This window comes from Amycolatopsis sp. NPDC051071, from assembly GCF_040682875.1.
Taxonomy (GTDB): domain Bacteria; phylum Actinomycetota; class Actinomycetes; order Mycobacteriales; family Pseudonocardiaceae; genus Amycolatopsis.
Map to the genome: position 1 here is coordinate 71,895 of NZ_JBFBBY010000014.1, position 21,612 is coordinate 93,506.

The following is a 21,612-nucleotide window of genomic DNA, read 5'->3' on the forward strand; positions in this document are numbered from 1 at the left end:
GTCGTGCTGGAGATCGTGCGCGACCGGTTCCGGGCGCGGGTGCAGGTCAGTCTCACCCGGGCCGGGTTGACGCTGCCTTGGTGGGTGCCGTCGTGCTCGACCCTGCTGAGCCTCGTGTTCGCCGTGGTCGCGCTGGTGCAGCGGGACGCACTCCTGCCGCCGAAGCCGATCGCGCTGGCCGGGCTGTTCGCGCTCGCCACACCGCTGGTCTGGGTCTTCACCGGCTGGGTGGTGCCGTGGGTGCGGATGGCGGCGCTGATCGGTGCGGCCTCGGTCCTGCTCATCGAGCCCGCGCTCCCGGATTTCGCGCCGTTGCTGCTGCTGGTCGCGGCCACCGAAGCGGGCAGTGTCCTGCGTACGACGATGGGGATCGCCGTCGTCACCGTCGCGGCCGAGGCGGTACTGATCGTGGCGGGGAACTGGGGCGGGCTGATCGGCGGGCCGGTGTACATGGTCTCGATCCTGCTCGGCCTCAGCGGCGGGCTCGTGGTCCGCTGGTACACCCGGGCGCTGGACGCCGAACGCGGCAACCGTGACGCCGCCAGGGACAAGGCGTTGCTGGCCGAGCGGCAGCGCATCGCCCGCGAGGTGCACGACATCGTCGGGCATTCGCTCAGTATCACGCTTCTGCATCTGACCGGGGCCAGGCGCGCACTCCAGCAGGATCGCGACGTCGACGAGGCGATCGAGGCACTCACCGAGGCCGAGCAGGTTGGCCGGTCCGCGATGGCCGACGTCCGCCGCACGGTCGGCCTTCTCGCCGACGCACCCTCGGGGAGCAGTCCGCTGCCGGGCGTGGAGGATATCGCCACGCTGGTCGAGCGCACCCGCGTCGCCGGGCTGGAGGTGCGCTACACCCACGACGGCGATCTCGCCCGCGTCGGCGCTTCGGAAGGATTGGGTCTCTACCGGATCGTGCAGGAGTCACTCGTCAACGTCGTCAAACACGCTCCCGGCGCCACCGCCGAGGTCTGGCTGCACGCAGGGTCTTCCGGCGCGAAGCTGACCGTGAGCAACAGCCTTCCCGGCGCGGTCAGGCACTTGTCCGAGGACGGGTCGGGGCTGGCGGGGATGGCAGCCAGGGCGACCCAGCTCGGTGCCGTGCTCAGCGCCGGGCCGCAGGGACGGCAGTGGATCGTGGAGGTCACCGTGCCGGGATCGCGGATGGTGCGGTCGTGACCGCCGCGGAGGAGATCCGGGTGCTGCTGGTCGACGACCAGGAGCTCGCCCGCTCCGGGCTACGGCGCATCCTGCGGCGCCGCGACGGGTTCGTCATCGCGGGCGAATGCGGTGACGGCTCCGAGGTGCCTGCCGCGCTGGCCGCGCACGAGGCCGACGTCGTCGTGATGGACCTGCGGATGAAGAACGTCGGGGGCGTCGAAGCGACCAGGCGGCTGCGGCTGTCCGGCGGTCACCCGCCGGTGCTCGCGCTGACCACGTTCGACGACGACAGCCTGCTGGCCGACGCGCTGCGGGCGGGTGCCGCGGGCTACGTGCTCAAGGACTCCCCGGCCGAGGACCTGATCCGGGCCGTGCGTGCGGTGGCAGCCGGTGACGCCTGGCTCGATCCCGGGGTCACCGCCCGCGTGCTCGCCGCCTACCGGCAGGCCGCCGGGACCGGCAGCGGGGGCCGCTCACCCGAACTGCTGACACCGAGGGAACAAGACGTGCTCCGCGCGATCGGCCGCGGGCTGACGAACGCCGAGATCGCCGCGGCGCTGGTGATTTCGGAGGTGACCGTGAAAAGCCATATCGGCCGGATCTTCACCAAGCTCCAGCTCCGGGACAGGGCGGCCGCGATCGTCTACGCGTTCGACAACGGGATCGTGGTGCCGGGTTAGCCATGCGAAACGACGGGGGGACGACGATGAGGGGGGTTGGGGGGACTATGAGGGGGGGTGAGGGGACCATGCCGGATTCGCGGCTTCGGTTCGAGGTGCTCGGCCCGTTGCGGGCCTGGCAGGGGGAGACCCGGCTGGACCTCGGTCCGCTCCGGCAGCAGGCGGTGCTGGCCGCGCTGCTGCTGCGCCCGGACGTGACGGTCAGCCAGTACGAACTCACCGACGGGCTGTGGGAGCGGCCGCCGGAGTCGAACGTGCTGCCGGTCTACGTCCGGCGGCTGCGGCAGTGCCTTGACACCTCCGGGCAGCGGCCCCGCGATTCGGTGATCGTGTCCGACCGGGGTGGCTACCGGTTCGCCAGTGGTGACGTGCGGCTGGACGTGACGAGGCTCGAAGAGGTCGCCGCCGAAGCAGCCGCAGCGGAGGAGTCCGGTGACCTCGTCACCGCGGTGGACACCTTCGCCTGCGCGCTCGGGCTCTTCCACGGCGAGCCGTTGACCGGGCTGCCCGGCGCGTTCGTGCAGGGCGAGCGACGGCGTCTGGAGGAACGCAGGCTGCTGCTGCTGAGCCGGAAACTGCGGGCACAGCTGAAACTCGGCCGGTTCGACGAAGTGATCGGGGAGCTTTCGGCGCTGGTGTCCGCCGATCCGCCGAGCGAACCGCTGGCCGCGCTGCTCATGCGCGCCCTCTACGGCGGCGGGCGCCAGGCGGAGGCACTGGAGGTGTTCACCGACGTCCGCGAGCGGCTGGTGGAGCAACTCGGCGTCGAACCGGGCGAGGAAATGCGGCAGGTGCAGGACGCGGTGCTGCGGGGGGAAGACGTGCTGCCCGGTGTCGCCCAGCGCCGGGAGACGCCGCGCCGGATCCGCAACGAACTGCCCGCCACCGGCGGCGAACTCGAAGGCAGGGACCGCGAACTCGCGCTGCTCGCCGAAGTCTCTTCCGCCGAGACGGTCTCGGTCGACGCCGTCGACGGGGTTCCGGGAGCGGGCAAGACCACGCTCGCCGTACGGGCGGCCCATCTGCTCCGGGAGTCCTATCCGGACGGTGCGTTGTTCGTGGATCTGCACGGGTACACCGAAGGCCGCGAGCCGGTGACCCCGGAACGCGCGTTGCGGCGGTTGCTGCGCGCGGTCGGCGTCGAAGACGGCGCCATGCCGGACGATCTCGACGAACTGGCCGCGTCGTGGCGCGCGGCGACCGCCCAGCTGCGGTTGCTGGTGGTGCTCGACAACGCCGAATCGGCAGGCCAGGTGCGGCCGCTGCTGCCTGCCGGGCCGGGGAGCCGGGTGCTGGTGACCAGCCGCCGTCGTCTGTCCGGTTTGGACGCCGACCGCCGCGTTTCCCTTGGCGCGCTGGGGCTTGAAGCCGCGGAACGGCTGCTCGGCCGGATCGTGGGGACACCGAGGGCGGAGGGGGAGCGGTTCGCCGTGCGGGCGCTCGCCGGGCTGTGCGGACGGCTGCCGCTCGCACTGCGGATCGCCGGCGCCCGGTTGCAGAACCGTCCGATGTGGACGTTCAAGGATCTGGTGGACCGGATGTCGGACGACGAGCGGCGGCTCGGCGAACTCACCGCCGAGGACCGCAGCGTCGAAGTGGCGCTACGCCTGTCATACGACCAGCTCAAGCCCGCGGAACAACGTAGCTTCGGCATGCTGGGGCTGTCGCCGACACCCGAGTTCGACCGGCTTTCGGTGGCCGCCCTGCTGGACTGCTCGCCCGCCGAAGCCGAACGTCATCTGGAAAGCCTCGTCGACGCCAGTCTCCTGCAAGAACCGGCGAGCGGCCGCTACCGGTTGCACGATCTGGTCGCGGTCTACGCGCGACGCCTGGCCGGACAGGAACCCGCCGACGTCGTCGAGGCGGCGCGGGAACGGGTGTACGGCCTGTACCTGAGCGCCGCGCGCCGCGCGAGCGAATGGGGTGTCGCGCGATTCCCGGTCGAGCCCGATGGCGGGCCGTTCACCGGGCAACGCGACGCTTCCGCCTGGCTGGACGCCGTGGGTGACCTGCCGGAAGTGGTCACCCAAGCGGCCGAGAACGGCATGGACGGCAGTGCGTGCGCGATCGCCGAAGCGCTGGTCGACTACCTCGCCCGGCAGCAGCGGTACCACGAATCCCGGACGGCGCTGCAGGTCGCGCTGCCACTGGCCGAACAGGCCGCCGACGAGCGAATGGTCTCGTCATTGCGGTTCTGCCTCGGCTACGCCTACGCCATGCAGGGGCAGCTGGATCGGGCGCGCGGCTGGTTCGACGATGCACTGCTTGCCGGTCAGTCCTCCGGCGATCGCGGCATGGAGGCGCGGGCGCTGGGCGGCCTCACCATGGCGGATCTCATCGCCGGACGGCACGACGCCGCGATCGCCGGGATGCGGCGGGTGATGGCACTGGCCGACGAGGTCGGGGACCGCTGGCTCGCCGAGCGGGCGTTGTCCGCGCTCGGTTATCTGGCTTATCTGAACGGCGACCACGAGGAGGCGCTGCTTCATCTCGGCCGTGCCCGCGAACTGGGCGAGGAGATCGGCAGCGCGGGGATGCTGGCGCGGGTGCTGTGCCACAGCGGTACGGTCCGGCTTGAGATCGGCAGGTTCGCCGAGGCCGCCCTCGACCTCCGGCGTGCTTCCGAACTGGCCGAGGAGACCACGGACGGCCTGCTGGTGGCGACCACCCTTGCCCGGCTTGGCACCGCCGAACTCGAACTCGGGAACCTCGACAAGGCCTTCGACCTCCAGCGGCTGGCGCTGACGGCGGTCACCGAGGAGACCATCGTCGGGATGGAGTCCGAGATCCGCAACCGGCTCGGCCGCGTCCACCTTTCGGCAGGCGACCCGGTGGGCGCGCGGGAGCAGTTCGAATGGGTGCTCACCACGATCGGATCCGACGGCGATTCCGTCCAGCGCACGCTCGCCCTGGAAGGTCTGGACCTCACCAGACGGTCGGCACGCCGGCGTTGATGATGGTGAACCGGTGTCCTTCCATGCTCGTCCGCCAGCGCGCGAAGTAGGCGTCACCGGCGTCGGTGACGTGCACCGCGCCGCGGACCTCATGGACGGCGTACGCCCAGTCCGCGCCGTCGCACAGCACTAGTTCCCGTGGCGCCCCGCGCTGCCGCAGCACCGAAGAACACAGGGCGCCGCGCGAACCGGCGCTGCCGTCGTCGAAACAGCGACGGAGGTCGCCGACAGCCTCGGCGGCGGTCCCGAAAAGCGTCCACCGGTACTTGGGCGACGGGCGGCCGGTGGCCCACGGCTGGTGGAACGCCGCCCAGCTCCAGCCGGGGCCGACGACCCCGGCGAGTTCACCGGGACTCGGCGGGTCGTCCCGCGGCACCATCGTGTTGTACGGAGTCCGGCTCGCCGGGCTCATGCACGCCTCCTCGTGGACCACCGGTCCGCCGGTGCGGAGCCGTGCCCGGAACCGTAGGGCGGCGCCATGAAATCCCGATGAAACGCTTGCGGCGCCTCAGCCGGTCTGCCCGGCCCGTGGACGTCCGTGCCGGGTCGCCACGGCTACCGGCGGGTTGATCGACGGGCGTTCTGGGTAACCCACTCGTGCGACTTCAGCAGAGAGGGCGTGCGAGGGGAGGGATGTCTCCATGGTCGGTATCGCGGAGCATCCGGTTCCGGGAACCTGGGTATTGGACCTGCGGGCCACGACGCCGCGGGCGTTGCCGGACATGCGTGCCTGGGTGGTCAGATGCCTTCCCGATCTCGGTGAGGGTCACCGCGACGACGTCCTGCTCGCGGCAACGGAACTCGTCGGCAACGCTTATGTCCACGGCGGTGGCGCACGTCACATCCAGCTGTGGCGCGGGGTATTGCCCTGCGCGGTCCGCATCGAGGTCTTCGACGTCAGCATCGAACAGCCACGGGCTCGCCTTTCCCAGATCGAAGATCCACGGGGACGCGGGCTACTGGTCGTCGACGGGGTGGCCGTGCAGTGGGGTGTCCGGCGTGAACCGGTGCGCGGCGGGAAGATCGTCTGGGCACATATCCGCTGTGATGGCGGTTGCCCGGAAGCGCTCCCGCGGGTACGCGGAGAGCACTCCCGGGACTGACCGGACTCAGGCCGCGCGGCGCGCGGTGAGCAGGCCGAGTGCGGAGATGGTGGCGAAGCCGAACAGCAGCCACCGTGCCGACGTGACCACCGAAGACCCGCCGAGATTGACCAGCAGGCCGGCGACCGCCGCGCCGAACGCGGTCGACATCGTCAGGATCGTCGCGATCGCGGCCGCGGCCTTCCCGCCCTCACCGTCCGGCGCGGAAGTCATCGCCGCGACGGACAGATGGGGCATCGCGATGCCGATTCCCATGCCACCGAAGAAGAGCACCGGCAGCCAGGCGAGAACGACCGGCAGCGACGGTTGTCCGGTCTGCAGCAGACCCAGCAGGACGAACCCGGTCGCGAGGCAGGCCGGTCCGGCGAGCACGAGCCGCCGGACCTTCTTGGCCGACGCGCTGACGAGCTGGCTCACCGACCAGCCCAGTGACAGGGCGGCGGCGAAGAATCCCGCCGCCGCGGGCGGAAGCCCGCCCAGCCGCTGCCCGAACAAGGGCAGGAACGTCTCCACGGCGACGCCGGAAGCCAGGACCATGATGGTCAGATAGATCCACCGCAGCCTCGAACCCGGCCGGTACACCGACCCGGGCAGCACGCTCGCCGCCGCGCGTTTCTCCGTCACCAGGAACGCGGCCACGAGTGCGAGACCCAGTGCGATGAAGGCCGCCATCGCGACGGCGTCCGAGAGGATCCCGGCAACGCTCACCGCTCCGGCGGCGCCGACGACCAGCGACAACGACACGACCGGAACAGGCGGCGCCTCCGCCGGGCGTTCACCGCGGGGGAGTGCCCGCGGCACGAAGACCGCCAGCGCGGTGGCCGCCACGGCCAGGACGGCGAACGCCGATCGCCACGAACCGAATTGGGCCGAGAACCCGCCGAGCGCCGGGCCCGCGAAGTTGCCGACCCCGAACATCGCGGAGATCAGCGCGCTTCCCCGGCTCCACAGCCGGGGTGGCAACGCCGAATGGATCAGCGCGAAACCCAAACCGGTCAGCAGACCGGCGCCGAGCCCCTGTACCCCGCGCCCGATCAGCAGGACCGGCATCGACGGGCTCACCGCGCACAGCACCGACCCGGCGGCGAAGACGCCGAACCCGAGCAGGTAGGAACCCTTGCCCCCGAACCGGGAAAGGGCCCGGCCCACCAGCATGGTCGCGACGACCTGGGCGACCAGGAACGCCGTCATGGTCCAGGCGTACAGCGGCCGTCCGCCGATGTCCTGGATCGCCGTCGGCAGGAGGCTCGCCGCCACGTAGATGGTGATCGCGCCGACGAGCACCCCACCCGCCAGTACCACCGCGGTGCTCGTATGGCGGCCCAGTTCCCGCCACGATCCGACGTCTTGCCCGATGCTCACGCGCTTCTCCTCGCTTTTGAGTGGATTGCGCCTTGCATCCTGGCGGCGCGGGGAGCCCCGGTAATCGGACAAATCGGACGTGAATTACGTCACATTTTCGTGCGGCCTTCGATGGCGGCGCGGGCGGCCTCGACCGACTTCCGGACGACGACTTCCGTGGAGTAGCCCTGCTTCGTGAAGACGCCGTCGAGATAGAACGTGCCGTAGCCGTGTGCCTGGGTGAACAACTGCTCCATCAGTTCGAGCCCGACCTGCGGCCGGTCGGCGACGGTCAGGCAGAGCAGGACGAACTGGTCGGTCAGGCGCCGGGTCTGCTCATGCAGCGCCGCATGCTCCGGTCCCTGCAGGCCGTCCGAGTAGATGATGTTCATCCCGGCACGGCGTTCGATCAGGTACGCCGTATACGCGCCGGCGGCCGCGGCGAGTGCGGTGACAGGATCGTCCTCGCTTTCGATGGCGTCGTGCACCCTGTCGGCCAGTTGGCCCGCGACGGCGGCCGCGATCGCCGCCATCAGGCTTTCCTTGTCGGGAAAGTGCCGGTAGGGCGCGCCGGGGCTGACCTTCGCGCGCCTGGCGACCTCGGCGACGGAGAACGTGCCCAGTCCCTGTTCGGCGATCAGGTCGAGGGAGACCCGCACGAGCTCGGCGCGGAGGTCGCCGTGGTGGTACTTGCCGCCCATGTCGTGGATCACACCGTCCCGGTCGCGGAATATGTAAGAGCCCTCTCACGCTGGTTGTAAGTGACCTCTTACATGGTCTCACAGTATCTCGGAGGGTTTCATGACGACGACCACGCACGCCATCGCCGCGCCGTCCCCGGGTGCCGCCCTGTCGCCGACGACGATCGAGCGTCGCGACCTGCGCCCGGACGACGTCCTGATCGACATCGCGTACGCGGGGATCTGCCACAGCGACATCCACCAGGTGAAAGAGGATTGGGGCAGCGCGATCTTCCCGATGGTGCCAGGGCATGAGATCGCCGGCGTCGTCGCCGCGGTCGGCGCCGATGTCACGAAGTACCGGGTAGGGGACCGCGTCGGGGTCGGCTGCATGGTCGATTCCTGTGGTGAGTGCGAATACTGCCTCGCGGGCACCGAGCAGTTCTGCCTCAAGGGCAATGTCCAGACCTACAACGGTGTCGGCTTCGACGGCGAGAACACCTACGGCGGCTACAGCCGCCAGGTCGTGGTGAAGGACGGGTTCGTCTGCCGCATCCCGGAGGGGATCGGCCTCGACGTCGCCGCGCCGCTGCTGTGCGCGGGCATCACCACCTACTCCCCGCTGAACCGGTGGGGCGCCGGACCGGGCAAGAAGGTCGCGGTCGTCGGCCTCGGCGGGCTCGGGCATATGGCGGTCAAGATCGCGGTCGCCATGGGCGCCGACGTCACCGTGCTCAGCCAGAGCCTCAAGAAGCAGGAAGACGGCCTGAAGCTGGGCGCGAAGGACTACTTCGCCACCGGTGACCCGTCGACGTTCCAGACGCTGCGCGGCCGCTTCGACCTGATCATCAACACCGTTTCGGCGACACTGCCCGTCGACTCCTACCTCGGCATGCTGCGTGTCGGCGGCGCGATGGTGAACGTCGGCGCACCCGGCGAACCGCTGTCCTACAACGCTTTCTCGCTGCTCGGCGGAAACAAGGTGCTCGCCGGTTCGATGATCGGCGGTATCGCCGAGACCCAGGAGATGCTCGACTTCTGCGCCGAGCACGGGATCGGCGCGGAGATCGAGACGATCTCGGCCGACCAGGTGAACGTGGCCTACGACCGGGTCGAGCACAGCGACGTGCGCTACCGGTTCGTCATCGACGCGGCGACCATCGGCGCGTAAGCACCGAACCCCGTAAGCACCGAACCACTGTGGCGGCCGGTCTTCCCCCCGAGGAAGACCGGCCGCCTCGTCACATCAGCAGTAGTGGCAAGGTGTTCATCGCCGTATGCGCGGCGATCGGCGCCACCAGGTTGCGGTAGCGCGACCACAGGTAGCCGGTGAACACCCCGAACATCCCTTGGAACACCACGATCGCGCCGAGGGTCAGCGGGAGCCCGGACCACGGCGAGCCCGACTGGCCGTGGGTGGCGAGATGCAGCCAGGCGAACAGCAGCGACGCCAGCAGGATCCCGGGCCACCGGCCGAAAAGCGCCTCCAGCCGGGTTTGCAGCATGCCGCGGAAGAAGACCTCTTCGAGCACGTTCGCGGTGAAGAAGGTCAGCGTCGCGCCCACCGCCAGGTACACCGGATCCGGGTAGTCCTCGGTGCTCGGCAGCGGCGGGGCGAGCGGGCTCAGGACGTACAGCCAGCCGAAGACGAGCACCGCCGGGATCGGCGCGAGCCATTGCCGGCTCCGCCGGGGCCACCACGCGGCCCGCAGCCGGAAGGGATCCGGTTCTCCCCGGTCGCGCAGGGTTCGCAGAAGAACCAGTGGAAGCACCAGGAACACGAGTGGTTTGGCGAGCGCCCAGACGTCACGGACCAGTGCCTGATATCCCGCCGCGGCCACCAGGAACAACGCCAGCGGCCAGCCGAAGGCGATGAGTACCAAGGCCGTCGCCTGTCTGCCCAGTCCACGCCGGTCGGTCGTTTCGGGGAGCAGTACGGGTGCCTTGGGCGGGATCCCCCGCACCAGCAGCAGTCCGGCCAGTACGGGAATCAGGGCACCCCAAAGGGAAAGCCCGCTCTCCGAATCCGAGGACGGCTTGATCGTGTCGTGCCCGGTCACCAGCAGCAGCGCGGGCGCGGCGATGAACACCACGAGCCCGCCGATGAGAATTCCCCGGGCGGCATCCGGCCGGATGCCGGTTTTTCCTGTCACAGGGAAAGGATCTTCGAAGCGGCGCGGGTCCGCGTCATCACTTCGGAGGACTCAGCACTTTTCCGAGGTCGCGCAGGCACGAACCGGGCGTCTTCGGTGACTGATCGCTCAGGCCGAGGCGGCGGCTCGGTCGTGGTCACGTGCGCTGTCGCGCCGAGGCCGATCCGGTTGGTCCGCGTGGCCACGTACGCCGCCGAGACCCGCCGCCGGATGCGCGCCGTCGCCGTCGAGTTCGACCCCGAGCGCACCGGGCCACCGGAAGTCCGGGATGTCATTGCCAGGCACGCCCTCGGTCCTTCGAGAGTGATCGGCCGACCCGGTGTCGCGCACGTGTGTTCAGGATGTGGGAGCGGGAATGAAAACCCGCCCGGCGATGTCGCAGCCGTCATGGTCACTCCTTTCGACGACCCCGTGTGGGCATCGCTGACCGGTCCGCACGCGCGTTTCGCCGAACGCGCCGGCCAGGTGTTGCGCTATCCGGTCGATGTCGCTCCCTTCTTCGCCCTGCCACCCGAACCGGACGACGGCGTCTGGGACGACGTCGCGGCTTTGGCGGGTCCGGGCGAAACGGTCACCGTCCACAACTCCCTGCCCGTCCCGGCGGGCTGGGAGGTCCACGGCAGGATCGCCGGGGTCCGGCTGGTCGACGTCGCGCTCGAAGCAGGCGAAGACGCCGAAGCCGTCCGGCTGGGGCCCGGCGACGTGCCGGAGATGCTCGACCTCGTCGAGCGGACCAAACCGGGACCGTTCCGCCCGCGGACCATCGAATTGGGGACATACCTCGGAATCCGGCGTGGCGGTGCGTTGATCGCGATGGCGGGGGAGCGGCTGCACCCGCCCGGCTGGACCGAGATCAGCGCCGTCTGCACCGATCCCGCGTATCGCGGCCAGGGACTCGCGACCCGCCTGATCCGCGCGGTGGCGGCGGGGATCCGGGAGCGCGGCGAGCGCCCGATGATGCACGCGGCGGCGGCCAACACCTCGGCCATCCGCCTGTACCTGTCGATCGGCTTCGAACTCGTGCCGCGGCCCGACTTCGTCTCGGTCCGCGTTCCCGGAGTCCCCGCGGCCGCCGAGCTCACCGGCTCAGCGCGCGGTACCGCCTAGCGGACAGTGGCAGGAAGATCGCCGTGAGCACGGCGGGCCAGAGCAGGGCGAGCGTGACGGAATGCGTGCTCGCCCAGTCGGTGGCGCCCCAGGTGGGGTTGCCGAACAGGTCCCGGATCGCGGTCGCGGTGGCGGACAAGGGATTCCAGGTGCTGATCGCGCCGAGCCAGCCCGGCATGGTCGACGGCGAAACGAACGCGCTCGAAAGGAAACCGACGGGCCAGACCAGGATCTGCACGGCGACGGCCGACTCCGGCGTCTTCAGCAGCAAACCGAGGTAGATGCCGACCCACGTGAAGGCGAATCGCAGCCACAGCAGCAAGCCGAACGCGGCCAGTGACGGCAGGAGGCCGCGTTCCGGTGTCCACCCCACCAGCAAGCCGGTCACCACCATGACCGCGAGACCGACGACGGCGTTGAGCAGATCGGCGACGCCGCGTCCGGCGAGGATCGCGGTCGTGGTGACCGGCATGGCGCGGATCCGTTCGGTGACGCCTTTCGCGGTGTCCGTGGTGACGGCCACGACCATCGCCTCCAGCCCGAACAGCATCGTCATCGCGAGCATGCCGGGGATGAGGAAGTCCAGGTAGTCCCCGTCGGGAACGGCCATGGCGCCGCCGAAGAGGTAGCCGAACATCAGCACCATCAGGACGGGGAACAGGAACCCGACCAGGATCGAGCCGGGCCGTTGCCGCCAGTGCAGCAGGATGCGGCCGGTGAGGGCGGTGGTGTCCATGATCGCGGTCATACGGGCTCCCCGGTGGTCGTGGCGTGTCCGGTGAGGTGCAGAAAGACCTCGTCGAGGGTGGGTTTGCGGGTGATCGTTTCGACGCGGTCGGGCCCGACCTTCGCCTTGAGTTCGTCCGGCGTGCCCGCCGCGACGACGCGGCCCGCGTCGATGACCGCGATCTGATCGGCCAGTTGATCCGCCTCCTCCAGGTATTGCGTGGTCAGCAGCACGGTCGTGCCGGAGCCGACCAGATTCTTGATCGACGCCCAGACCTCGATGCGGGCGCGCGGGTCGAGTCCGGTGGTCGGTTCGTCGAGGAACAGCACCGGCGGTGAGAGGATCAGGCTGGTCGCCAGGTCCAGCCGGCGTCGCATCCCGCCGGAGTACGCGGCGACGGGTTTTCCCGCGGCTTCGGTGAGGTCGAACCGTTCGAGGAGTTCGTCCGCCCGGCGTTTCGCCGCCGCGGCCTTCATGTGGTAGAGCCTCGCGAACAGCACGAGGTTCTGGCGGCCGGTAAGGATTTCGTCCACCGACGCGTTCTGCCCGACCAGGCCGATCCGGTATCGCACCGACCGGGGATCGGCGAGCACGTCGTGTCCCGCGACGCGGGCCGTCCCGCTGTCCGGGCGCGACAGGGTGCTCAGGATCCGCACGGCCGTGGTCTTCCCGGCGCCGTTCGGCCCGAGCAGGCCGCACACCGTGCCCGCCGCGACGGTGAGCCCGAACCCGTCCAGCGCCACCTTGTCCCGATACCGCTTGCGCAGGTCGACGGCTTCGAGCGCCGCTTCTTCGTATGGCATACGGAGAAGGATAGCACAAACTTCGTACGGGTTACGGAGTAAGTCGCCTATGATGGCGCCATGACGGAGATCAACGGCAGCGATCCGGCTCGGACGATCGCCACGTTGTGGGGCACCCGGCAGCTACCGCGGCGTGGGCCGAAACACACGTTGACCAGCGAACAGGTCATCGCCGCCGCCGTCGAGATCGCCGACGGCGACCAGGATCTCGCGACGTTGTCCATGCGCCGGGTCGCGGAATCCCTCGGCGTCGGCACGATGTCGCTCTACACCTACATCGCGTCCCGTGAGGAACTGCTCGAAGCGATGCTCGACAAGGTCTACGGAGAGGCGGTGCGGGAACTCGGCGAACCCGGCGAGCACGATTGGGTGGACGGGTTGCGCGAGGTCGCGCGGGTGAACTGGGACCTCTGCCTGCGGCATCCGTGGCTGCTGCAGGTGTTCACCGGCCGTCCGCCGCTCGGGCCGCGGTCGATCGCGAAGTACGAACGCGAACTCGCCGTCGTCGACGGCCTCGGCCTCACCGACGTCGAGATGGATTCCGTGCTCACGCTGGTGCACGACCACGTCCAGGGGACCGCGCGCCGCCGGATCGAAGCCGATCGCGCGATCCGCCGCACCGGGATGGACGACGAACAGTGGTGGGCGAAGGCGGGCCCGGCGCTCGCCGAGGTCTTCGACCCCGAACGCTTCCCGCTCGCCGCCCGTGTCGGCCAGTCGGCGGGGGAGGCGCACAACGGTGCCCACAACCCTGAGCACGCGTACGCCTTCGGGCTGGCCCGGCTGCTCGAAGGGGTGGCCGCGCTTGTGAAGACACGCTAACGAGGGATTTCAGAAACTCGCGATGGACCGCACAGGCCTCGGAGGCCAGACTTCGCGCCATGAAGGCATTGGTCAAAGCCGACCGAGCACCAGGGCTTGAACTCACCGACGTGCCGGACCCGGCCGTCGGGCCCGGCGACGTCGCCGTCCGCGTGCTGCGGGCAGGGATTTGCGGCACCGATCTGCACATCGACTCATGGGACGACTGGGCGGCACGCACCATCGCGGCGCCGCTGGTCATCGGGCACGAGTTCGTCGGCGAGGTGGTCGAGATCGGCCGGTCGGTGACCACGGTGAAGGTGGGTGACCTGGTCAGCGGCGAGGGACACCTGGTCTGCGGCGGCTGCCGCAACTGCAAGGCCGGACGGCGTCACCTGTGCGCCCGGACCAAGGGCCTCGGCGTGCACGTCGACGGCGCGTTCGCGCAGTACGTCGTCCTGCCGGAGACGAACGCCTGGGTGCACCGCACCAACGTCGACCTCGACATCGCCGCGATCTTCGACCCGCTCGGCAACGCCGTGCACACCGCGCTCTCGTTCCCCGTCATCGGCGAGGACGTGCTGGTCACCGGCGCCGGCCCGATCGGCATCATGGCCGCCGCGATCGCCCGCCACGCCGGCGCGCGCAACGTCGTCGTCACCGACGTCAGCGAGCACCGCCTCGAACTGGCCCGCAAGGTCGGCGTCGACCTCGCGCTGGACGTCTCGTCGTCGACCATCGCCGACGCGCAGGAACGGCTCGGCATGGCCGAGGGCTTCGACGTCGGCATGGAGATGAGCGGACGGCCAGAGGCCTTGCGCGACATGATCGCGAACATGTCCCACGGCGGCCGCGTCGCGCTGCTCGGCCTGCCCGCCTCCGACGTCTCGGTGGACATCGCCGCCGTCGTGCTGAAGATGATCCAGATCAAGGGGATTTACGGCCGCGAGATGTTCGAGACCTGGTATTCGATGTCGGTGCTGCTGCAGGCGGGCCTGGACATCTCGCCGGTGATCACCCACCGGTTCGGGTACAAGGAGCACGCGAAGGCGTTCGCGACGGCAAGGGAAGGCCGTTGCGGCAAGGTCATTCTGGATTGGACGGAGAACTGATGTACGGCGCGATGCGCGACGACCTCAAGGCCGGGCTCGCCGAGATCCGGGAAGCCGGGTTGTACAAGGGCGAGCGGGTGATCCAGGGGCCGCAACGGGCTTCGGTCAGCGTCGCCGAAGGTGACGTGCTCAACTTCTGCGCGAACAACTATCTCGGCCTCGCCGACCACCCGGTGCTGATCAAGGCCGCGCAAGAGGCCTTGGACCGCTGGGGCTTCGGGATGGCGTCGGTGCGGTTCATCTGCGGGACGCAGCAGCCGCACAAGGAACTGGAGGCGAAGCTCTCGGAGTTCCTCGGCACCGAGGACACGATCCTCTACAGCTCGTGCTTCGACGCCAACGCCGGCCTGTTCGAGACACTGCTGACCGACCAGGACGTCATCATCTCCGACGAGCTCAACCACGCGTCGATCATCGACGGCGTCCGGCTGTGCAAGGCGAAGCGGATGCGCTACCGCAACCGCGACGTCGCGGACCTGGAGGCACGGCTGAAGGAGGCGTCCGGCGCGCGATACCGGATGATCGCCACCGACGGCGTGTTCTCGATGGACGGTTACCTCGCGCCGCTCGACGAGATCTGCGCGCTGGCCGAGCGTTACGACGCGCTGGTGATGGTGGACGATTCGCACGCCGTCGGCTTCACCGGCCCGACCGGCCGCGGCACCCCGGAGCTGTTCGGCGTGCAGGACAAGGTCGACGTGCTGACCGGCACCCTCGGCAAGGCGCTGGGCGGCGCGAGCGGTGGCTACACCTCCGGCCGCGCGGAGATCGTCGAGATGCTGCGTCAGCGCTCCCGGCCGTACCTGTTCTCGAACTCGCTGGCGCCGTCGATCACCGCCGCCGCGGTGGCCACGCTGGAGCTGCTTGGCGAGTCGAGCGAGCTGCTGAGGAGGCTGCGGGCCAACACCGAGCTGTTCCGCCGCCGGATGACCGAGGCGGGCTTCGACCTGCTGCCCGGTGAGCACCCCATCATCCCGGTGATGATCGGCGACGCCGCCAAGGCGGGCAAACTGGCGGATCTGCTGCTGGAGCAGGGGATCTACGTCGTCGGCTTCTCGTACCCGGTGGTTCCGCACGGTAAGGCACGGATCCGGACGCAGATGTCGGCGGCCCATTCGGCCGAGGACGTCAACCGTGCGGTCGACGCCTTCGTGACGGCAAGGTCCATGATGGAGGGATGATCGATCCGCGACGGCTGCGGGTACTGCGCGCCCTCGCCGACCACGGCACCGTGACGGCGGCGGGCCAGGCACTGCACCTGACGCCGTCCGCGGTCTCCCAGCAGCTGGCCGCACTCGAAGCCGAGTGCGGCCAGCAACTGCTTCGCCGCCGGGGCAGACGGGTTTCGCTGACCCCCGCCGGTGAACTCATGGTGGTGCACGCGAACGCCGTCGCCGCCGAACTGGAACGGGCGCGGGCCACCCTGGCGGCGCTCGATTCCGGGGTACAGGGGCAGGTGCGGCTGGCGAGTTTCGCGTCGGCGATCATCATGGTGGTCGCCCCCGCGATCGCCGCGTTGCGTGCCGGCTCGCCCGGGGTTTCGGTCCGGGTGCAGGACGTCGAAGGGCATGCGAGTATCCCGCTGCTGCTCGACGGCGAGATCGATCTGGCGATCACCGAGGAGTACCGGCTTTCACCACGAACGGATGAAAGCAGGCTCACCCGCTTCCCGCTCTACGTGGAGCCTTTCGACGTCGTGCTGCCCACCGGGCACCGGCTGGCGGAAGCGTCCGATGTGGACCTCGACGAACTCGCCGACGGCGACTGGATCGCGCCGAAGCCGGGAAACCCTTGCCGCGACGTGCTGATGATCGCGTGCGCCAATCCGGAGATCCGGCACGTCTCCGACGACTTCCACGCGATCACCACCCTCGTCGCCGCGGGCGAAGGCGTGGCTTTGGTGCCGCGTAACGCTTTCACCGCCGTGCCCGGCGCCGTCGCCGTACCTTTGCGGGGTGAACCGCCACTGCGTCGCGTATTCGCCGCGGTCCGGCGGGGGAGCGCGGAGCATCCGCTGCTCAAGACCGTCCTGGCGGAACTGCTGGAAGCGTCGCCGGGTCATGCGAATGCGGACCGGGGAAACCGCACTTAGTGGTCGGTTTCGAAAGTCCTTCGGGGTCTCGACGGCCCAGCTTCCCGCTGGACGTACGGCCGAAAGGCCCGAGTACAACCCGGTACGAGGACCTTCCGGCCGCACGCCCAGCGGCAACCTGGAACCGCCGAGACTCACGAAGCACTTCCGAAACCAACCACTTAGGATCAGCGCACCTGCCGTCGAAAGAAAGACAGGGCGCGGATGCTCCAGATCGATGGCCTCACCTGGACCGTCACGATCGGACTGGTGCTCGGGCTGCTGGCACTCGATCTCGTCATCGCGGCCGTGCGGCCGCACAAGGTCGGCTTCGGCGAGGCGGTGGCCTGGTCGATCGGCTACATCCTGGTCGCGGTGGCTTTCGGTGTCTGGCTGACGCTGGCGCACGGCGGCGACTTCGGGCAGCAGTACTTCGCGGGTTACATCGTGGAGAAGAGCCTGTCGGTCGACAACCTCTTCGTCTTCGTGATCATCATGAGCACCTTCGCCGTGCCCGAGGAGCACCAGCACAAAGTGCTCACGTTCGGGATCGTCGTCGCGCTGATCATGCGCGCGATCTTCATCGCGCTCGGCGCGACACTGCTTTCGTTGTTCTCCTTCATGTTCCTGCTGTTCGGGTTGCTGCTGATCTACACCGGGATCCAGTTGTTCCGGCATCGCGACGAGGATCCGGACATCGAGAACAACGTGGTGGTGCGGACCGCGCGTCGCCTGCTGCCGCTGTCGAAGGAGTATGACGGCGGGAAGCTGTTCACCCGGCTCGAAGGCAAGCGGGTCGGCACGCCACTGGTGGTCGTGCTGCTCGCCATCGGCGGGATCGACCTGCTGTTCGCGCTGGACTCGATCCCGGCGGTCTTCGGCGTCACCGACGAGCCGTACCTCGTCTTCGCCGCCAACGCCTTCGCCCTGCTGGGCCTGCGTGCGCTGTACTTCCTGGTGAAGGGCCTGCTCGACAGGCTCGTGTACCTGTCGGCCGGGCTCGCGGTGATCCTCGGGTTCATCGGGATCAAGCTGATCCTGCATTGGGCGCATGTGGACATCGACGACAGCGTCCCCGAGATCTCGACGCCGGTCAGCCTCGCGGTGATCATCGGCATTCTCGTCGTGGTGACGGTCGCGAGCCTGCTCAAGACCCGCGATGATCCCGCCGCCAAGGCGCATCCGGGTTCGCTGCGTGCTTCGCGTCTACGCGACGAAGACTAAGTGGTTGGTTTCGGAAGTCTTTCGTGGGTATCGGCGGATCCAGGTTTCCGCTGGGCGTGCGGCCGGAAGGTTCTCGTACCGGGTTGTACTCGGGCCTTGCGGTCGTACGTCCAGCGGGAAGCTGGGCCGTCGAGACCCCGAAGGACTTCCGAACCGACCACTAGATGAGTGATTCCGTGAAGATCGCGTGAGTGCAACCCCGCGAAGGAACCCTTCCCTTGACTGTCCAAAGGGACACCAGTTGTGCCGAATTGTCCGATTGACCGTATCGTCACGCCCCTTCGGTGCGAGCCACGGTCGTGACATACGGCAGCTACAGCGCTTCGCAGAGCTTCACGTGATTTTCACGGAATCGTGCCGTCCACGACCACCCGGACCCATACCTGGCAGCCGTCCTTGGTCGCGGGCATGTCCTGAAGGCCTCCTTTGAGACGATCAACGTCTCAAAGGGGGCCTTGAAGACACCGCGGCCGCCCTTGGGCACGTGGGGTCGTGAGTGCCTTTCGCGACACCCCCGCGAGCGAGTCGGTCCAGGAGTCGTGAGTGGCAATGAGGGTAACTAGTCAGGACCCCCTGGTTGGAGTGGCCCAGCCTCCTATCACGGAATCAACCATCTAGGGCATGCGCCAGCCGTGGGTGAGGAGGTCGAAGATCTCCTCGACGGCCTTTCGCGGTTCCGGCCTGCCCCGGGTGAGTGCGGGAATGTCCAGCACGAACCGGGCGAGTGCTTGGCAGGAGATGTTGTCGGGGGCCACGCCCGCGTCTTCGGCGATGGCCGCGCTGAGCGCCGCGGTGTGCCGGGTCCACATGCGTTCCCCGTAGGTCTGCAGGGCCGGGGTCGAGTTCACCAGATCGGTGTATTCGGCCATCTGTGGATGGTCCGCGAGCTTGAGCCAGCCGTCGAGGACGTGCTCGCGCAACGCGTCGACGACGCTCTGCCCTTCACGGCGTTGCCGCACCACGGCGATGAAGAGCGCCTCCCGGTCCTGGTCCTGATCGAAGACCAGCGCCTCCTTGCCGGGGAAGTGCTTGAACAGCGTTGTGGTGGAGACGTCGGCCTCCTCGGCGATGTCCCGGATGCTCACCTGGTCGTAGCCCCGCTCCAGGAACAACTTCAGCGCGGCGTCCGCGAGCGCTTGCCGCGTCGCCGCCTTCTTGCGTTCACGGCGGCCTGGTGTCTCCATGAGCGCACTCTACCGCATGGGTTGCCATGGTCACTAAGTTGACTCATTGCACTTTTTTACTCGTTCTGCTTTTATGGGTTCATGACTTCCCGGATCAGCATCATCGGAGCCGGCCCCGGTGGCCTCACCTGCGCCCGCATCCTGCAGAAGCACGGCATCCCCGTGACCGTCTACGACCGTGACCCGCACCCCCGGGCACGCGACCAGGGCGGCACCCTCGACCTGCACGCCGACGACGGACAGCTCGCCCTGCGCGAAGCCGGTCTGCTCGACGAGTTCCTCGCGCTGGCCCGTCCGGAGGGGCAGGAGATGCGCAAACTGGACCTGGCCGGACAGATCCTGGTGCACCACATCCCAGCCGAGGACGAACTCTTCAAACCCGAAATCGACCGAGGCCGGCTACGCGGCCTGCTGCTCGACTCGCTGGAGCCGGGCACCGTGCAATGGGGCCGCACCCTGGCGAAGGCCGACGACTCGGGCCGGTTGCACTTCACCGACGGGACGACCGTCGAGACGGACCTCGTCATCGGTGCCGACGGCGCGTGGTCGCGAGTCCGCCCGGCGGTGTCGGCCGCCGTGCCGTACTACGCCGGGATCACCTTCCTGGAGGCCTGGTTCGACGACGTCGAGAACGCGCACCCCGACCTCGCCGCCCTCGTCGGCCAGGGCAGTGCCACCGCCGCCGACGGCGACCGCTGCCTGTTCGCCCAGCGCAACAGCGGTGACCACATCCGCGTCTACCTCATCCAGCGCCTGCCCGCGGACTGGATCGGCGCCGGCGACACCGCGGACGTCCGCGCCCGGCTGCTCGACGCCTTCTCGGCATGGTCGCCACTGATGCTCCGGATGATCACCGACAACGACGGCCCCTACGTCGATCGCCCCCTGTACGTCCTGCCCGTGCCGCATACGTGGGAGCACTCGCCCCATGTCACTCTGCTCGGCGACGCCGCCCACCTCATGCCGCCACTCGGGGTCGGCGTCAACCTGGCCATGCTCGACGCCAGCGAACTCGCCCTCGCACTGGCCGGTTCCACCACGATCGCCGAGGGCGTCGCGGCGTACGAAGGGACCATGCTTCCCCGGTCGACGGATATCGCCAAGCAGCTCGAGAACGGTACTGAGGGGCTGCTTGACCCGGAATTCTCTCCGGCGGGTTGAGCGATTGCCGCCGTTGCACGGCTCACCCACGCTGCGGGCCTTTCGCGCTCAGGACCGATGGTGAGTTGCCGGCGGATCGACGCCCGCTCCCATTGTTGTGCTGATGATGCTAGGTCGGGCGCGGCGGCAGGATCTCCAACTCCGGACCCGTCGCCGTTTCGCGGCAATGCGGTCAGAAAGGCGGTTCCGATCGAGGGCCGTGCAGCGGCGGCGGCTCGCTGAGGTAGGTCTGTCCGGTCGGCGTCGTGATTCTCAAGGTGCCGTCCGGTTCGAGGTGATAGGTCCACCCCGGTTCGTCCTTCAGCCGGTGGTCTCGCTTGCAGTAGGTGACCAGATCGGCGACGTTGGTTTCGCCCTGGAACTGCCAGGGGATCGAATGATCCAGTTCGCAGGATTGGGCGGCGCTACCGCAGCCGGGTCTTCGGCACTCGCGATCACGCACTCGGACGAACTCGGCTGTCGCCGCATCCGGGCGATACCGGGTCCGCCCCAGATCCTGGACCTGACCGCTCAAAGGGTCGGTGATGATCCGCCGTAGAACTGTGTTCGGCCCGGTGGCGATGTGGCGGCCCAATGCGGCGGGGAGGTGGCCGTGTCCGGCCATCTTCACCGGATCGTCGTTAAGCCCCAGGTAGGTGAACATGTCCATGTAGAGGAAAACCTCGGCTCGTTCTGTCGCACCACCTTTGCCGCCGAGTAACAAATCCAAGGCGATGTCGGCGCGAAGCTGATCCATCGTCCGCGAGTCACCTCCGTCTCGAAGGGTCCGGGCCTCTCGGTTGATTCGCTCCCACGCCGCGGTGACCTTCTCGACCTGTCCATCGATGACCTCGATCGAGGCGACCCCCGAATCTCCTTGCACGACAGACAATCGACGGCCTTCGCGACGTTGGGTAGTCCGCCGAGCGGCCCCGGCCGGGTCGGTCCTGGCCGCGGCATAGCTCGCGGCCTTGCGCACCTGAGTGCTGTTCTTGCCCGACAACCGCGACTCCAGCACCTCGTCGGCCGTCAGTGAGTCCTCATCGGAGAGCCAGGCCGTCGCCTCGGCGACCTTCTGTGCGGAGAAACCGCTCAGAGAACCGCGGTCCAGCAACGACAACGTTCGCGGCAGTCGCGATGTCAGCGCCGCACCGGTCGCGACGAGGGAACCAGCGATACCGTCCACAAGGGACAGAGCAAGGGCGACCTCTTGTATGACACTGCGTACGCCGCCACGTAACTCGCTCAACCGCGACAAGGCCCGGTACCGGGCGGCTTCAAGTCGCGCGAGCGCGGAGGTGACTTCCTGCGCGACGAGCATGCAGTCGTTGGCGCCCAAGGAATTGAGTGAGGCATTGAGCTCCTTCATGT

21 protein-coding genes are annotated in these 21,612 nt (G+C 68.8%); 12 read left to right on the forward strand and 9 right to left on the reverse strand.

What is annotated here, in order from left to right; all coding sequences use genetic code 11:
• The first annotated feature begins 3 nt into the window (after positions 1-3).
• The 3 genes from AB0M65_RS07485 (at position 4) to AB0M65_RS07495 (ending at position 4,795) form a co-directional block, all read left to right on the forward strand.
• Positions 4-1,179, forward strand: coding sequence for a histidine kinase (locus AB0M65_RS07485; RefSeq protein ID WP_364022940.1), 1,176 nt, complete (start codon positions 4-6; stop codon positions 1,177-1,179).
• The gene (locus AB0M65_RS07490) at positions 1,176-1,841 is read left to right on the forward strand and encodes a response regulator transcription factor (protein WP_364022943.1); all 666 of its coding nucleotides are present in this window, start codon (positions 1,176-1,178) and stop codon (positions 1,839-1,841) included. The genes AB0M65_RS07485 and AB0M65_RS07490 overlap by 4 nt, the downstream gene beginning before the upstream one ends.
• A 68-nt stretch (positions 1,842-1,909) precedes the next feature.
• Positions 1,910-4,795 carry a BTAD domain-containing putative transcriptional regulator gene (locus AB0M65_RS07495; RefSeq protein WP_364022945.1) on the forward strand — a complete coding sequence of 962 codons (2,886 nt, stop codon included), beginning with the start codon at positions 1,910-1,912 and terminating at the stop codon, positions 4,793-4,795.
• Here the strand turns inward: AB0M65_RS07495 and AB0M65_RS07500 are convergent.
• The gene (locus AB0M65_RS07500; RefSeq protein WP_364022948.1) at positions 4,767-5,207 is read right to left on the reverse strand and encodes a hypothetical protein; all 441 of its coding nucleotides are present in this window, start codon (positions 5,205-5,207) and stop codon (positions 4,767-4,769) included. The genes AB0M65_RS07495 and AB0M65_RS07500 overlap by 29 nt on opposite strands.
• Before the next feature lie 229 nt (positions 5,208-5,436).
• On the opposite strand from AB0M65_RS07500, the gene AB0M65_RS07505 reads away from it, so the two are divergent.
• On the forward strand, positions 5,437-5,898 hold the full coding sequence (locus AB0M65_RS07505) for an ATP-binding protein (RefSeq protein ID WP_364022951.1): 462 nt from the start codon (positions 5,437-5,439) through the stop codon (positions 5,896-5,898).
• Between the two features lie 6 nt (positions 5,899-5,904).
• Here the strand turns inward: AB0M65_RS07505 and AB0M65_RS07510 are convergent, their stop codons facing one another.
• Positions 5,905-7,260, reverse strand: a complete 1,356-nt coding sequence (locus AB0M65_RS07510; RefSeq protein ID WP_364022954.1) for an MFS transporter — start codon at positions 7,258-7,260, stop codon at positions 5,905-5,907.
• An 89-nt stretch (positions 7,261-7,349) separates the two neighbouring features.
• Positions 7,350-7,952, reverse strand: coding sequence for a TetR/AcrR family transcriptional regulator (locus tag AB0M65_RS07515; RefSeq protein WP_364022957.1), 603 nt, complete (start codon positions 7,950-7,952; stop codon positions 7,350-7,352).
• Positions 7,953-8,040: 88 nt separating this feature from the next.
• Between AB0M65_RS07515 and AB0M65_RS07520 the strand changes: the two genes are divergently transcribed.
• Entirely contained in the window at positions 8,041-9,090 is a 1,050-nt protein-coding gene (locus AB0M65_RS07520; RefSeq protein ID WP_364022960.1) for an NAD(P)-dependent alcohol dehydrogenase, read from the forward strand.
• A 70-nt stretch (positions 9,091-9,160) separates the two neighbouring features.
• Here the strand turns inward: AB0M65_RS07520 and AB0M65_RS07525 are convergent, their stop codons facing one another.
• Positions 9,161-10,072, reverse strand: a complete 912-nt coding sequence (locus tag AB0M65_RS07525; RefSeq protein ID WP_364022963.1) for a CPBP family intramembrane glutamic endopeptidase — start codon at positions 10,070-10,072, stop codon at positions 9,161-9,163.
• A 108-nt stretch (positions 10,073-10,180) separates the two neighbouring features.
• Complete coding sequence (locus AB0M65_RS07530) at positions 10,181-10,357, reverse strand: hypothetical protein (protein ID WP_364022966.1); 177 nt, start codon at positions 10,355-10,357, stop codon at positions 10,181-10,183.
• A 102-nt stretch (positions 10,358-10,459) separates the two neighbouring features.
• On the opposite strand from AB0M65_RS07530, the gene AB0M65_RS07535 reads away from it, so the two are divergent.
• Entirely contained in the window at positions 10,460-11,179 is a 720-nt protein-coding gene (locus tag AB0M65_RS07535; protein WP_364022969.1) for a GNAT family N-acetyltransferase, read from the forward strand.
• Here AB0M65_RS07535 and AB0M65_RS07540 read toward each other — a convergent pair.
• A complete protein-coding gene (locus tag AB0M65_RS07540; protein ID WP_364022972.1) occupies positions 11,151-11,927 on the reverse strand; it encodes an ABC transporter permease in 777 nt (258 codons plus the stop codon). The genes AB0M65_RS07535 and AB0M65_RS07540 overlap by 29 nt on opposite strands.
• Positions 11,924-12,709 (reverse strand): ATP-binding cassette domain-containing protein, encoded by a 786-nt coding sequence (locus AB0M65_RS07545; protein ID WP_364022975.1) that lies wholly within the window; start codon positions 12,707-12,709, stop codon positions 11,924-11,926. Before AB0M65_RS07545 ends, AB0M65_RS07540 begins: the two co-directional genes overlap by 4 nt.
• A 60-nt stretch (positions 12,710-12,769) precedes the next feature.
• Here AB0M65_RS07545 and AB0M65_RS07550 point away from each other — a divergent pair, with 60 nt between their 5' ends.
• The 5 genes from AB0M65_RS07550 (at position 12,770) to AB0M65_RS07570 (ending at position 17,917) form a co-directional block, all read left to right on the forward strand.
• Complete coding sequence (locus AB0M65_RS07550) at positions 12,770-13,531, forward strand: TetR/AcrR family transcriptional regulator (protein ID WP_364022978.1); 762 nt, start codon at positions 12,770-12,772, stop codon at positions 13,529-13,531.
• A 59-nt stretch (positions 13,532-13,590) separates the two neighbouring features.
• Complete coding sequence (gene tdh, locus AB0M65_RS07555; RefSeq protein ID WP_364022981.1) at positions 13,591-14,622, forward strand: L-threonine 3-dehydrogenase; 1,032 nt, start codon at positions 13,591-13,593, stop codon at positions 14,620-14,622.
• Complete coding sequence (locus AB0M65_RS07560) at positions 14,622-15,803, forward strand: glycine C-acetyltransferase (RefSeq protein WP_364023032.1); 1,182 nt, start codon at positions 14,622-14,624, stop codon at positions 15,801-15,803. The genes tdh and AB0M65_RS07560 overlap by 1 nt, the downstream gene beginning before the upstream one ends.
• Positions 15,800-16,714: a LysR family transcriptional regulator gene (locus tag AB0M65_RS07565; protein WP_364022983.1), complete on the forward strand. Its 915-nt coding sequence runs from the start codon at positions 15,800-15,802 to the stop codon at positions 16,712-16,714. The genes AB0M65_RS07560 and AB0M65_RS07565 overlap by 4 nt, the downstream gene beginning before the upstream one ends.
• 204 nt (positions 16,715-16,918) lie before the next feature.
• A complete protein-coding gene (locus AB0M65_RS07570; protein WP_364022986.1) occupies positions 16,919-17,917 on the forward strand; it encodes a TerC/Alx family metal homeostasis membrane protein in 999 nt (332 codons plus the stop codon).
• A 614-nt stretch (positions 17,918-18,531) separates the two neighbouring features.
• Here AB0M65_RS07570 and AB0M65_RS07575 read toward each other — a convergent pair.
• Positions 18,532-19,101, reverse strand: a complete 570-nt coding sequence (locus AB0M65_RS07575) for a helix-turn-helix domain-containing protein (RefSeq protein ID WP_364022989.1) — start codon at positions 19,099-19,101, stop codon at positions 18,532-18,534.
• Positions 19,102-19,182: 81 nt separating this feature from the next.
• Between AB0M65_RS07575 and AB0M65_RS07580 the strand changes: the two genes are divergently transcribed.
• Entirely contained in the window at positions 19,183-20,262 is a 1,080-nt protein-coding gene (locus tag AB0M65_RS07580; RefSeq protein ID WP_364022992.1) for an NAD(P)/FAD-dependent oxidoreductase, read from the forward strand.
• Positions 20,263-20,434: 172 nt separating this feature from the next.
• Here the strand turns inward: AB0M65_RS07580 and AB0M65_RS07585 are convergent, their stop codons facing one another.
• Complete coding sequence (locus AB0M65_RS07585; protein ID WP_364022995.1) at positions 20,435-21,610, reverse strand: DUF222 domain-containing protein; 1,176 nt, start codon at positions 21,608-21,610, stop codon at positions 20,435-20,437.
• Positions 21,611-21,612: the final 2 nt, after the last annotated feature.

Bases quoted from the DNA above. Each gene is read 5' to 3' on its own strand.
- AB0M65_RS07505 (WP_364022951.1), top strand. From the start codon at position 5,437: ATGGTCGGTATCGCGGAGCATCCGGTTCCGGGAACCTGGGTATTGGAC.
- AB0M65_RS07575 (WP_364022989.1), bottom strand. From the start codon at position 19,101: ATGGAGACACCAGGCCGCCGTGAACGCAAGAAGGCGGCGACGCGGCAA.
- AB0M65_RS07570 (WP_364022986.1), top strand. From the start codon at position 16,919: ATGCTCCAGATCGATGGCCTCACCTGGACCGTCACGATCGGACTGGTG.
- AB0M65_RS07545 (WP_364022975.1), bottom strand. From the start codon at position 12,709: ATGCCATACGAAGAAGCGGCGCTCGAAGCCGTCGACCTGCGCAAGCGG.
- AB0M65_RS07495 (WP_364022945.1), top strand. From the start codon at position 1,910: ATGCCGGATTCGCGGCTTCGGTTCGAGGTGCTCGGCCCGTTGCGGGCC.
- AB0M65_RS07565 (WP_364022983.1), top strand. From the start codon at position 15,800: ATGATCGATCCGCGACGGCTGCGGGTACTGCGCGCCCTCGCCGACCAC.
- AB0M65_RS07540 (WP_364022972.1), bottom strand. From the start codon at position 11,927: ATGACCGCGATCATGGACACCACCGCCCTCACCGGCCGCATCCTGCTG.
- AB0M65_RS07560 (WP_364023032.1), top strand. From the start codon at position 14,622: ATGTACGGCGCGATGCGCGACGACCTCAAGGCCGGGCTCGCCGAGATC.
- AB0M65_RS07500 (WP_364022948.1), bottom strand. From the start codon at position 5,207: ATGAGCCCGGCGAGCCGGACTCCGTACAACACGATGGTGCCGCGGGAC.
- AB0M65_RS07550 (WP_364022978.1), top strand. From the start codon at position 12,770: ATGACGGAGATCAACGGCAGCGATCCGGCTCGGACGATCGCCACGTTG.
- tdh (WP_364022981.1), top strand. From the start codon at position 13,591: ATGAAGGCATTGGTCAAAGCCGACCGAGCACCAGGGCTTGAACTCACC.
- AB0M65_RS07535 (WP_364022969.1), top strand. From the start codon at position 10,460: ATGGTCACTCCTTTCGACGACCCCGTGTGGGCATCGCTGACCGGTCCG.
- AB0M65_RS07585 (WP_364022995.1), bottom strand. From the start codon at position 21,610: ATGAAGGAGCTCAATGCCTCACTCAATTCCTTGGGCGCCAACGACTGC.
- AB0M65_RS07580 (WP_364022992.1), top strand. From the start codon at position 19,183: ATGACTTCCCGGATCAGCATCATCGGAGCCGGCCCCGGTGGCCTCACC.
- AB0M65_RS07520 (WP_364022960.1), top strand. From the start codon at position 8,041: ATGACGACGACCACGCACGCCATCGCCGCGCCGTCCCCGGGTGCCGCC.